12 protein-coding genes are annotated in these 11,965 nt (G+C 37.3%); 10 read left to right on the forward strand and 2 right to left on the reverse strand.

Features of this window, described 5'->3' with window-relative positions; translation table 11 throughout:
- Window positions 1-139: 139 nt before the first annotated feature.
- Both RT761_RS14350 and RT761_RS14355 read right to left on the reverse strand, forming a co-directional pair.
- Entirely contained in the window at window positions 140-571 is a 432-nt protein-coding gene (locus tag RT761_RS14350; RefSeq protein ID WP_425491265.1) for a transposase, read from the reverse strand.
- 156 nt (window positions 572-727) lie between these two features.
- Complete coding sequence (locus RT761_RS14355) at window positions 728-1,033, reverse strand: transposase (protein ID WP_425491266.1); 306 nt, start codon at window positions 1,031-1,033, stop codon at window positions 728-730.
- A 574-nt stretch (window positions 1,034-1,607) separates the two neighbouring features.
- Here RT761_RS14355 and RT761_RS06055 point away from each other — a divergent pair.
- The 10 genes from RT761_RS06055 (at window position 1,608) to RT761_RS06100 (ending at window position 11,962) form a co-directional block, all read left to right on the forward strand.
- The gene (locus tag RT761_RS06055; RefSeq protein ID WP_218113173.1) at window positions 1,608-1,880 is read left to right on the forward strand and encodes a 2TM domain-containing protein; all 273 of its coding nucleotides are present in this window, start codon (window positions 1,608-1,610) and stop codon (window positions 1,878-1,880) included.
- Window positions 1,881-2,168: 288 nt separating this feature from the next.
- Window positions 2,169-2,627 (forward strand): hypothetical protein, encoded by a 459-nt coding sequence (locus RT761_RS06060; RefSeq protein ID WP_218113174.1) that lies wholly within the window; start codon window positions 2,169-2,171, stop codon window positions 2,625-2,627.
- A 33-nt stretch (window positions 2,628-2,660) separates the two neighbouring features.
- A complete protein-coding gene (locus tag RT761_RS06065) occupies window positions 2,661-4,361 on the forward strand; it encodes a hypothetical protein (RefSeq protein ID WP_218113175.1) in 1,701 nt (566 codons plus the stop codon).
- Between the two features lie 13 nt (window positions 4,362-4,374).
- Entirely contained in the window at window positions 4,375-5,235 is an 861-nt protein-coding gene (locus RT761_RS06070; protein ID WP_218113176.1) for a DMT family transporter, read from the forward strand.
- Window positions 5,236-5,263: 28 nt separating this feature from the next.
- Entirely contained in the window at window positions 5,264-5,968 is a 705-nt protein-coding gene (locus RT761_RS06075; protein WP_218113177.1) for an SDR family oxidoreductase, read from the forward strand.
- Between the two features lie 61 nt (window positions 5,969-6,029).
- Complete coding sequence (locus RT761_RS06080; RefSeq protein WP_218113178.1) at window positions 6,030-7,058, forward strand: zinc-dependent alcohol dehydrogenase; 1,029 nt, start codon at window positions 6,030-6,032, stop codon at window positions 7,056-7,058.
- 221 nt (window positions 7,059-7,279) lie between these two features.
- A complete protein-coding gene (locus RT761_RS06085) occupies window positions 7,280-8,296 on the forward strand; it encodes a LacI family DNA-binding transcriptional regulator (protein ID WP_218113179.1) in 1,017 nt (338 codons plus the stop codon).
- Between the two features lie 35 nt (window positions 8,297-8,331).
- Entirely contained in the window at window positions 8,332-9,423 is a 1,092-nt protein-coding gene (locus RT761_RS06090; protein ID WP_218113180.1) for a uroporphyrinogen decarboxylase family protein, read from the forward strand.
- 121 nt (window positions 9,424-9,544) lie between these two features.
- Window positions 9,545-10,900, forward strand: a complete 1,356-nt coding sequence (locus RT761_RS06095) for an extracellular solute-binding protein (RefSeq protein WP_218113181.1) — start codon at window positions 9,545-9,547, stop codon at window positions 10,898-10,900.
- Window positions 10,901-11,056: 156 nt separating this feature from the next.
- The gene (locus RT761_RS06100) at window positions 11,057-11,962 is read left to right on the forward strand and encodes a carbohydrate ABC transporter permease (RefSeq protein WP_218113182.1); all 906 of its coding nucleotides are present in this window, start codon (window positions 11,057-11,059) and stop codon (window positions 11,960-11,962) included.
- The last annotated feature ends 3 nt before the right edge of the window (window positions 11,963-11,965 follow it).

Consider the following 11,965-nt stretch of genomic DNA (forward strand, 5'->3'; position numbering starts at 1 on the left):
CTTTCTATTTGGTCAATTTTTTCTGTTGTTTTAGTGAATAACTATTCATGAGTCGTCGGGCTGTGGATCTGTGGTCAACCCGCAGGGTTGTCCATCTATCCACAGCCTCTTTCTTTCTTTTTGTTTTCTTTTCTTTTTTTTAGGCTATCTTTAGAAGCTCTGCTTGTTGCTCGGTAATCGCCTCAGAACTGATATATTTTTTACTACTCATCCAATCTTCAGTATACTCAATGAGATAACTGGTGACCAGCCGGAGATAGGAATCGGTGGTAGGAAAGATCCCTACCACTCGGGTTCGACGACGGATCTCTTTGTGAATCCGCTCGAGTGAATTGGTTGAAGAGATCTTTCGTTGGTCAAGATGAGGAAAAGCCAGGAATTGTAACGAGTCTTCCAGTCCTTCCTCTAAAAGAGCAATGGCTTGAGGAAAGCGATCTCGGTATTCCTGGATGATTAAATGGGCATATTGCTTTGCACACCACTCTTGGTTCGGTTGATTCCAGGTTTGTTTTGAGTTGAGGACTGTGGATTCTTTTCCTTTATGGGGGATATGAACCACTATATTTTGCATACAGTGTACTTTGAAAGCGTTGCCAACTTGATCCTCAGAAACATTTCTAAAATGGCATTTTTAAGCCCTGTATGAGCAATGGATGCCCACAGCCAGACGGTTTCCACTTCTCGTCTTTTGAGCTGTTCAAATAAATGAGTATAAGTGTCTTCTGATTCAAGCTATCAGGGGTTCGACCGCCAGGATCTCTCGATTTCCCTCACTGGTCAGACCCTGAACGAGAGCGACCGCCATGCTGATGACGTGTCTTTCACAGCGAACTTTCTCGTAGAGGGCATCAACCAAAATGACTGGATATTCTTTTTCCAAAGGACGAGTACGGAACCATTCCACTTGATCACTCAGGTCTTTGGTGATTTCTGATACTTGACTGGCAAAAGAGGGATTTGAATTCCTAAGCTTTGGGCGAGCCGCTCCATTTTTTAAGGTGGAAACGCCATTGATAAAGGCTTCTTGAACCACCTTCCAGGAGGGCTTGCTCCGAGCGTTTCCTTTTTAGTCACAAAAAAAGGAATAGAGCTTCCTTTCCTCAGTTTTGGAACGAGAAGAAAGATGATACCTAATCGGGTATCAAATCGTCTGACTCGGGTTCCGAAAGAATGGGTAATTCGGGTTGAACAATGTTCCCCTTTGTGAGCTCAAACTTTGTTTTCAGCTTCCAGTTTCATAAGTTCATTGGTTAACCACTCGAGCCTAGCATAGAGAGGATCAGGTTTGAGTCATGAATGAAAGGAGCATTTTTAAAAGATATGGTTTATTATTTTTATGAGCCATCGGATATTCCTCCTCGATGAAGTTTTGTATTACATGCAACCTTCATTTTGGAGTCTCCGGTGGTTTTTTCAAGGTGCGAAATTGCGAACTTTAGTATACGTTATCAAAATGGATAAGAATATATAGGAGGAAAGTTTCTAAATTATTCGACAGGTTGAAACATCAAACCAATTTACTGTGTATTATTAATAATAATTATATTTAATCTTTACGTAATTTAAGAGCTTAAAGAATCTTAGAATTTTTAAAACGGAGGGAAGCTATGGAAGATAAGGAAAGGTATGAAAACGCCAAAAAACAAGTGATGGAAATAAAATCATTTTATTCTCATCTCATTGTTTATCTTATTATGTCAGTTTTTTTTATTGTTGGTAATTTGTTAACCTCACCTGGATTTTATTGGTTTTATTGGCCAATCATAGGTTGGGGTGTTGGTGTATTATTCCATGGTGTGGAAACATTTAAAAAAGGAACGTTCGGAAAAAATTGGGAAGAGAAAAAAATCCAGGAAATAATACAAAAAGATCGAAAATAAAAAGAAGAAGAAAATTTTAAGATTTCTTAATAAAGAAAATTTAATCCTTAAATGTTATTGTAAAACTGCCTTAAAGAATGAATTTCTGCGAAGGAATAGAGGAAAATCTCCTCATTTTTTAGAAGTTAAGTGCTTATATATAGTTTTTAGTTTTTTTGCTAAACATCTCGATTTGAGTTTTTTATAGAACATCAGTTTTAATTAGAGTCGGGCTTTTTTCATTCCCTTTTTAAAAGATGAAAGGGTATAATATTTAACAGATAACAATTATGTTTGGAGGAATATTAAATGAACATTGAATTGAGTCAGGAAGAATATGAATTATTAGTAGAAATGATTTTTACTGCGGATTATGTTTATAACGCTTATTTAAATGAGCAAGATCAAGAACGGGAAAAATATCATACATTACAACAAAAAATAATGTCATTTGCCAAACAATTTAAAAAAGAAAATTTAGTTGAATGGGATGATGAATGTAATCAGCTTATTCCCTCAAAAGATTATTATGAGAATTCTACCTCGGTTCATTTTATCGAAGATTTTGAAATCAATACCTTTTGGGAACAATTAATTGATCGATTAGCCATTCGAGACCTCTTTAATCAACATGGCGAGGATACTGTCAAGCAAATGGATGAAAAAGAATTTTTCCTTAAAAGAAGTCAATTTAGGGAAAAATATGAAGAAGAATTTGAAAAAAATGGACTACAAAATATATTTTTCTCGGGTATCCTCAAAAAATAAAACGTATGGTGATTTTATGGTATGGAGGTTTTTATGAAGAAATTAATGAAAAATATTCATTTACAAAATTATCAGGGTCTTATAGATAATGCCCTATTAGAAATGGAAAATGCCCAGATAATGGAGCGAATTTGGGAAAAGGATTTTACGGTATGGAAAAATAACCCAGAAGAAATTTCAAATCGTTTAGCCTGGCTTGAGATTGCTCAAGTAATAACTGATGAAACAAAAGAAATAAATAATTTTGTAAATGAATTGTTGATGGAAGGATATAAGCAGGTTCTCCTTATGGGGATGGGAGGATCAAGCTTGGCTCCAGAAGTATATCGAAAAACCTTTGGAGTAAAAGACGGATACCTTGATCTCTGGATTTTAGATAGTACCGACCCCGGGATGATTCAATCCTATACAAGACGTCTTGATCCCCAAAATACATTGTTTATTGTTTCTACCAAATCAGGAGGTACGATTGAGACTCTTTCTTTTTTTAAATATTTTTATACTTTTTTAGTTGATAAGCTTGGGGAGGCAGAAGCAGGTAAGCATTTTATTCTTATAACTGATCCAGAAAGCAGCTTGATCGAAATAGCACAAACTTATCATTTTCGTAAAACCTTCCTTAATAACCCGGATTTGGGTGGTCGTTATTCCGCTCTCTCGCACTTTGGTTTGGTTCCAGCTGCTATGATTGGAGTAGATATTTCACTGCTATTAGAAAGAGCACAAGTTATGATGAAAAAATGTCAACCAAATATTCCCTATAAAGACAATCCTGCAGCATTTTTGGGGGCATTATTAGCGGAAATGGCAAAAAACTGGAGAGATAAAGCGACCTACATACTCACTCCGGATATTCAAAGCTTTGGTGACTGGGTTGAGCAACTCATAGCCGAGAGTACTGGCAAAGAAAAAAAAGGGATCTTGCCGGTTGTCAAAGAATCTCTGGGTGATCCCATGTTTTACTTTAAAGACCGACTCTTTATTGTTATGTCTTTACCTCTTACCGAATTGTCCTGGATAGGAAAGATCAATAATTTAGTTTTATCTGGACAACCGGTGATTCATTTGGAACTCAAGGACTATTACGATATTGCTGGTCAGTTTTTTCTCTGGGAACTTGCTACTGCTGTAGCCGGTTATCGTCTTGAGATCAACCCATTTAACCAACCAAATGTCGAAATTTCCAAAAAAATAACTCGACAGATTATTAAGAAGTATTCCGAAGGATCCCCGATTGACGAACCTGAACCATTAATAAAAAAGGACGAGATGATCGTGTATGGTGATATTGAAGCTGATGATCCTTATGAAGCTCTGAGGGTTTTTTTAAGCCCGTGTCACCCTGGAGATTATATTGCTATTCAAGCTTATGTTAATCCTAATCGTGAAACAGAATGTTTATTACTCAGATTGTGTTCGGTGCTTCGTGATTCCTTCCAAGTAGCTACAACAGTTGGATATGGGCCTCGTTTTCTACACTCAACTGGACAGCTTCATAAGGGCGATGCGGGAAATGGGTATTTTATCCAGTTAACGTCAGAACCCAAAGTTGATATTCCAATACCTGATGAAGCTGGTTCTTGGCAATCACAGGTAAGTTTTGGTGCACTTATCAAATTTCAGGCATTAGGAGATTATTATGCCCTCCAAAACGGAAAGAGAACAATAATTCGCTTCCATTTTGAAAACGAAGTCAGCGTTGGAGTAGATCGGCTGATTAGATCGCTCCAGTAATACCTACCCAACCATGGATAGAAAAGCAATTTTCGCAGTTTCAATCAGTGTCCTTTTTTGGTCATCAGCTTTTGCTGGCATACGAGATGGATTGAAGTCTTATCAACCTGGGCATCTTGCATTATTAAGGTTTCTAGTTGCGTCAGGGTTTCTTCTTATTTATGCTTTAATTACTAGAAAGGTTCGCTTTCCCAAACTTAAAGACATACCAGCAGTTGCTGTCCAAGGAATTTTGGGTATTACAATTTATCACATTGCTTTAGTCTATGGGGAAAAAACGGTCACCGCGGGAACTGCCAGCCTTATTATTGCCTTGAGTTCGATATTTTCATCTCTTTTAGCTTTTCTTTTTTTAAATGAAACCCTCAAAAAAATTGGATGGTTGGGTATTCTGGTTAGTTTTTTTGGAGGTATTCTCATTGTTTTAGGTGAAAACCAAGGTTTTAATTTAAACATTGGTGTATTCCTTATTCTTATTGCAGCTTTTTCTTCCAGTGTGTATATTGTTTGCCAAAAACCGTACTTTAAAAAATATACTCCTTTAGAACTCACTTGTTATACTATTTGGGGAGGTACAATTTTTCTGCTTTATTTTGTTCCGGGTTTCGTTTCAGCCGTAAACGGGGCAGCATTTTCGCATACCCTATCAGTTATTTATTTGGGCTTATTTCCAGCAGCCATTGGTTATTTAACCTGGACCTATGCTCTTTCTAAAACTCCGGTTGCTGTGGTGTCGAGCTTTATTTACTTACAACCTGCTTTGGCAATATTCATAGCTTGGTTATGGTTAAAAGAAATCCCTTCATTCGTATCGTTAGTAGGCGGTGCAATTTCGTTGATAGGAGTTATTATGGTAACGAAATGGGGAAGATGATCGACCATAAATAGGAGGCATGCTGAATATGAATATAAAAAATATTGTTCTAACCGGGGCCAGCCGAGGAATTGGAGAATCAATTGCAATAAAATTAGCTGAAAATGGCTTTAATGTATTCGGTTTTGCGCGTAATAGTGATCGGCTAAATTCGTTAGTTAAAAAAGGGCAGGGTCGAATATTTGCCTATCAGGTTGATGTTACCAAACCGGATCAAATACGAAAAGCCTATGAGGAGATTGAAACCAATCACGGACCCATTGATGTTTTGATCAATAACGCCGGTATTTATCAAGGCATCGAATTTTATAAACAGGATATCAATCGCATTAGCAATATCATTGACACCAATTTAAAAGGAGCTCTTTTTTGTACTCGATTAATACTCCCCTATATGATCGAAAGAAAAAAAGGAAGAATTATTAACATATCCTCGGTATCTGGAACTCGGGGTATTCCTTTAGAAGTAGCCTATGGGGCATCGAAGCATGGTATGATTGGTATGGCTGATGCTTTAGCCCAAGAGGTTAAGCCCTATGGAGTTCTTATTACCACCATCTGTCCCGGAGCAGTTGATACTCCCCTTTGGCAGGGTGATTCTCCCTATCATGGAGATATCAATGAGGTTACCAAACCAGAAGAGATAGCCGAATGTGTATTTTACCTATTGAATCAGTCAGACCGAACTATATTCAAAAGAATAATTTTATTTCCACGAAATGAATGGCATTAGCTATAATAGAAATATAGAGTATTTATAGTTTCATTACTAACAAATGAATGGAGGGTCTCTCATGAGGTATGTAGAATTAGTTGATCTTAGAAAGTTTGAGCAAAAAGAAGGACCTATACCAAAAGTAGGACCGGATGAAATTAGAATTAAAGTACAAAGAGTGGGAGTGTGTGGTTCTGATATGCATGCTTTTCAGGGAACACATCCTTTTGTTCATCCTCCAATGGTTTTAGGGCATGAAGTAGCCGGTTTGGTTGATGAAATTGGGACGCAGGTGAAAAACTTGGCTATAGGTGATTTAGTGACCATTGAGCCTAACTTAGTTTGTGGTGAATGTTATAACTGCCGGATAGGAAGATACAATATTTGTGAAAAGCTTCAAGTAATAGGATGTGTTGGGTATTATGGAGGTCAGTCAGAGTATTTAGTTGTCAAAGCTGATGAAGTCTTTAAACTTCCCAAAGATTGGGATGCCGATAAGGCAGTATTAGTTGAACCTTTAGCCGTGGGAGTTCATGCCATTCGCCAAGCAAAAATGCTCACTGGAGCGAATATAATTATTATCGGTGCTGGCATGATTGGGCAAGCTACCCTGCAAGCTGCTTTTGCTGCTGGGGCAAACCAAATTCTTGTTTCAGATCCAGTTGATACCAGGTTAGAATTAGCCAAGAAATCTGGCGCAAGCGTCATTGTGAATCCGAAGAAAGAAGATATTTTTCAAGTTGCAAAGGAATTTTTTGGTTCCGATGGTCCGGATATAGTATTTGATTGTGTTGGGAATGAAATTACTTTGGATACCGCCATTAATTTAGCTCGTAAAGGGAGTAAAATTATTATGGTTGGTGTGCCCGAGGGAAAAATTCCTGTTAACATGGCCTTTGTCCAGGATAGGGAATTAGAAATTATTGGAACTATTATGTACACTGCCGTCGATTATGAGGCAACTATACAATACTTAAACGATGGTCGAATGAAAACCGATGGTTTAGTGACCCATCATTTTAGCTTAGATCAGGTTTATAATGCTTTTGAAACCGCCCTCAATCCATCTCAAGGTTCATTGAAAGTCCTAATTGATATAAGTGAGTAAATTGTTTTGAAAGGGCTGGGTTGGTAATAAGATGTTTCAGTCTTAAAACCCAGCCACCATTTCCTTCAATTCAATCATTTTTTGATATATCTCTTCTTTTTTGATCTATCGTTTATTGAATCGTTTTTAAATTAATTTAGGATATATTAGCAAAGAGCTTGACAGCAAAGTATTTATTTAATTAAAATAAAAATGTCAAAACGGTTCGACAGAGGTGAAGGATGACAACTATTCGAGATGTTGCTCGGTTAGCTGGTGTTGCTCCCTCTACAGCTTCCTTGGCGCTAAACAGTCGAAAACGAGTAAGTTCCGATACCCGTCAGAAAGTCTTAGAAGCTGCTCAAGTTTTGGGTTATATACCGAATAGTTTAGCTAAAAATTTAACTGCCCAAAGGACGGGAATTATAGGTTTGCTGATGGCGGAAATCATCAATCCCTACCATGCCTCACTTACCCACTTTATTCAAAAGGAGCTTCGAAAAAGGAGTTATCGGATGAATCTTGGGATTACTGAGGGCGAGGCACTCATTGAGGAGGAAGTTCTCAAGGACTTTATTTCTCAAAAGGTTGACGGTGTTCTTATCCACACTGCTGATATTATTAACTTCAATCTGTCAACTTTTTATGAACTCATTAAAAGGAAGATCCCTTCGGTATTGATCGGAGGAGGCATTGAAGGAGTAAATCTGCCGATAGTTGATGTTGAGTTAGAAAAGGGAAGTTACTTGCTTACACGATATTTAATCCAGAGGGGTTACAAAAGATTTCTTTTCCTTTCCGGAATGAAAGCAGCGATGACTTTTAAAAGACGAATTGATGGGTTTCAAAAAGCTATGCTCGAAAATGGCTATCCAGTTTGGGAAACTGACATCGTAGAAACTCATCCAGATATCGAAGGTGGATATACAAGTTCTTTAGAAATATTTAACAAAAATCATCCTGATTATGATGTTATTCTTTGTGTAAATGATTATATGGCTTTTGGTGTCTTAAGAGCTCTAAGAGAATTAAAGATAAAAGTTCCGGAAAATATTGGTTTAGCCGGTTTTGATGATATTAGTTTTGCTTCAGTAGCCGGCGTTCCTTTGACGACTGTTCATATACCAATTGAAGGATTAGCAATAAAAAGTGTTGACTTGCTTTATCAAAGGATTCTGTATAAAGAGAGCTCTGAAGAAAAAAGTTTATGGAAAGAAACTGTAGATACTCAAGTAGTAGTTCGACAGTCAACCATCTAAGTTAATTATATATAATAGGAGGAGGGAATAATAATATGAACCACAAAGAGAGAATGTTAGCCGCCCTCAAATGCCAACCAGTTGACCGCATCCCTCATGGAGAACAAATGCTCCACGATATTTTAATTCAAAAAATATTAAAGGTAAAAATGCCAAAAGCTGAGGAAAATGCTTTAGTAAGATGGATGACTGAGGAACTGAGTGATTTTCAGTTTGATTGTCATAAAAAAGCTCGAGAATTTTTAGGCTTTGATTTTATTCATGTTTTTCCTCGTGAACCCTGGATCAAAATTGATGAATCGAAAGAAGGCTATCCGATTTACCGTGATATTTGGGGCATGGAGGCTATCTCTACTCCATTCACCTATGAAATACTTAAAAAACCGGTTGAGAAACCAGGAGATTTAAAAACTCATCAGTTTCCAACGATTGACGAGTTTAAATATGATAATCTCCATAAATGGGTCCAAAAATCTGATTTTTTTGTAGTCGTTCAAATTGAAACCGGTTTTTTTAAAATAAACCAATTTATGGGTTTTAATAATTATATGTTTTATCTCTATGAACATCGAAAAGAACTTCTCGATTTTACAGCTCGTTTTTTTGATCACGTTTTTAACTTGGCTAAAAAGGTGATTCAGGAAGGAGCCGATTGTATCTGGCTTTCGAACGATTTTGCTTATAATACTGGTCCTTTTATGTCCCCCAAAGACCTTTGGGAAATGGACTTCTCTTTTATGAAGGATGTAGTCAGGAAAATTCATGATTTAGGAAAACCAGTCGTGCTTCATGGTTGCGGAAATCAGAATTATACTCTTGATATGCTTTTGGATTGTGAAATTGATGGTCTTCATTCTCTCCAACCTACGGCTGGTAACGATATTTGCCAAATCAAAGAAAAGTGTGGCGACCGACTTTGTCTGATCGGCAATATCGATATTAGTGAGCTTCTTCCCTTTGGGTCTCCCTATGATGTTGATCAAGCCATTCAGGATTTGGTAGAAAAAGTTGGTAAGAAAAATGGTTTGGTTATAGCAACCTGTAATTTGCTGGATATGGATATTCCAATAGAAAATGCCATAACCATGCATTTTGCCGTTGATAAATATAGCGCTAGGTATTTATAAAGTTTTTTATTTTTTTTGATAAATATTATTCCTAAAGAAAAAGGAGGTGATACTCAGTAGGAATGAGTAATTTTGTTCCATAGAGTTTTAGTGGGTTTTTATTACAGGAGGAGGAATGTTCATGAAATCAAACCGATACGTTTTATTGATTATGCTTTTTGTTATCTTATGCATGAGTGCTGTAGCTTTAGGAAAAACTCAAATCACTATCTGGTGTTTATCTTTTGACCCCCATATAAATGGTTATACTGCTGTAAACAAGGCATTTATGGAATTAAACCCTGATATTGAAGTTATTCTTGAGCCACAACCGGGCCAAGCAGAATTAGGCGCCAAGATGAGAGCAGCACTGGCAGCGGGAGGCGGAGCGGAATTATTTTCAGGTACTGGAACGCAAATCCTAGAATGGGCAGTTCCTGGATCAATTCAGCCTCTTACTCCGGATGTATTCCCATCAATGGAATGGGTAAAAGAAAATCTATCACCAGAATACTATTTACAATGTAACCTGAATGATCAAATCTGGGCGGTAGGCATACCTGATCCTCCCGGGGATACTGGTATTCTGGTTAACGTTGATCACTTAAACGAGGCTGGTTTAGCTGTTGAAAAAGCTTTTGTTGATACTGATCAGTTAATTGATTACGCTAAAAAACTGGCTCAATACGATTCTAGCGGTGACTTAATCCGTTCCGGCCTTAGCTTTCAAGAGAGTAACGATCCTACCTACTTATTAAGTTACATTGCTGATCAGGGAGGAAAATTCTGGGATAACGATAAACAAGTATTTACCTTCCAAACTCCCGAAGCTAAAAATGCTCTCCAATTTTTCTATGACCTTTTCTTTGTGCACAAAGTTGACAGCGTCAACATGCCGACCACTGGTGATGCCTTGGTACAAAATTTGGCTTCTATGGCATTCATGTGGCCGGAATATCTGCCCTTTACCGAAATAACTTATCCAGATATGAAATTTGACTTCATCATGAAACCAGCTTTTGTCAAGGGACAGAAACCATTATTCAGCCATAGTGATACCTGGGATTTACTTATGCCCACTTATGTATCTGGCGAGAAAAAGGAAGCAGCGGTTAAATATCTGCAATATTTGGCCAGTGCTGAAGGACAATTGGTTTTCCTTGAGGAAAATCCTGGACTTCCAACTCCTCGTTCTCTCTGGGATAACGAATACTTTAAAACTGGAAAAGGTGCTTATCTTGAACCAGTTATTGAGGCTATGAAGGAAGGATATTTCCGCTATTGGGGACCATTTCCAGAACAAGATACTTTGCTCTACAACATCTGGTGGCCAAGTATCGATGCAATGATTCATGGAGAATTAACAGTTGATCAAGTCTTAGAACAAATGGAAGCCAATTCTAATCAACAGGTTGCCACAATGAAAGAAAAATACCCGAACGTGCCGGCTACCTTTATTTATTGGGACGGACTTCCTGAAGATTTAGCCATTAAGTAAGATTGTATTTCTATTACTGGAAGGAAAATTTTTTATGAGTTCCTTCCAGTAATAGAAAATAAAAAAGCTTTTTATTTTAGGTTTTTATTATTTTGTTGATGGTTTTGTTTGAATGATTAAGAATCAAGCCTTTCAGTCAAAAGGAGGTTTTTGCGAATGCAACGTGGCTTCGCCACACGATATTTTCCCTGGCTGGTTTTGATTCCTGCCTTAGTCTGGTTTATTTTATTCGTGGCTTATCCTTTTGGTTATTCGATAGTGAGTAGCTTTTTTCTTTGGTTTGTTCAAAACCCAGCCTCAAGTAAATTTGTCGGTTTAAAAAATTACTTTGATATTTTTAAAGACCCCCGCTTTATTACTGCTCTCAGGAATACGATGCTATATGCCTTACTAAAAACTGGTTTAGTCGTTTTTATCGGTGTGCTCTTAGCTAAAACTTTGTTTGCTATTAAATTTGGGAGCAGAGGGTATATGTTTTCAATTTTTTTACCATCATTATGTTCTATGGTAGCCATAGGTCTTTTTTTTACCTACCTCTATCAACCTCAATTTGGATTATTTAATGTATTACTCAGTAAAATTGGTATTTCAAGGCAAGGCTTTCTGAACAGTCCTCAGCAAGCAATTTATTGTGTTATTATTACTGAAGCTTGGCAGGCTCTTGGATTCTCAACCTTAATATTTTTAACCGGATTAAATACCATACCCGATGTCTTTTACGAGGCAGCACAAATTGATGGAGCCAGCTCCTTTGTTACCTTTTGGAAAATAATCTTTCCTTTAGCAAGAAGAGTGTTTCTATTTATAACTGCAATTACAGCTATTTCTGCATTCCAAGCTTTCGATTTAGTTTTTGTGATGACCTTATCCGGTGGTGGAACCGGGGGTTCATCAGGTGGCCCTGGTTACAGCAGCTATACCATGGCTCTTCAAGTTTATAACGATGGAATACTGCGATCTCAGACTGGAATAGCTTCGGCTATTGCAATAATGCTATTTGTCATTATTGGGGTATTAACCCTTTTGCAGCTTAAAATTCTTAAACCAGAATGGGAATATTAAAGG

It is taken from the genome of Atribacter laminatus, from assembly GCF_015775515.1.
GTDB lineage: Bacteria > Atribacterota > Atribacteria > Atribacterales > Atribacteraceae > Atribacter > Atribacter laminatus.

Excerpts from the sequence above, each read along its gene's own strand:
- RT761_RS06100 (WP_218113182.1), top strand. The coding sequence starts at position 11,057 with ATGCAACGTGGCTTCGCCACACGATATTTTCCCTGGCTGGTTTTGATT.
- RT761_RS06080 (WP_218113178.1), top strand. The coding sequence starts at position 6,030 with ATGAGGTATGTAGAATTAGTTGATCTTAGAAAGTTTGAGCAAAAAGAA.
- RT761_RS06075 (WP_218113177.1), top strand. The coding sequence starts at position 5,264 with ATGAATATAAAAAATATTGTTCTAACCGGGGCCAGCCGAGGAATTGGA.
- RT761_RS06065 (WP_218113175.1), top strand. The coding sequence starts at position 2,661 with ATGAAGAAATTAATGAAAAATATTCATTTACAAAATTATCAGGGTCTT.
- RT761_RS06095 (WP_218113181.1), top strand. The coding sequence starts at position 9,545 with ATGAAATCAAACCGATACGTTTTATTGATTATGCTTTTTGTTATCTTA.
- RT761_RS06070 (WP_218113176.1), top strand. The coding sequence starts at position 4,375 with ATGGATAGAAAAGCAATTTTCGCAGTTTCAATCAGTGTCCTTTTTTGG.
- RT761_RS06085 (WP_218113179.1), top strand. The coding sequence starts at position 7,280 with ATGACAACTATTCGAGATGTTGCTCGGTTAGCTGGTGTTGCTCCCTCT.
- RT761_RS06060 (WP_218113174.1), top strand. The coding sequence starts at position 2,169 with ATGAACATTGAATTGAGTCAGGAAGAATATGAATTATTAGTAGAAATG.
- RT761_RS06090 (WP_218113180.1), top strand. The coding sequence starts at position 8,332 with ATGAACCACAAAGAGAGAATGTTAGCCGCCCTCAAATGCCAACCAGTT.
- RT761_RS14350 (WP_425491265.1), bottom strand. The coding sequence starts at position 571 with ATGCAAAATATAGTGGTTCATATCCCCCATAAAGGAAAAGAATCCACA.
- RT761_RS06055 (WP_218113173.1), top strand. The coding sequence starts at position 1,608 with ATGGAAGATAAGGAAAGGTATGAAAACGCCAAAAAACAAGTGATGGAA.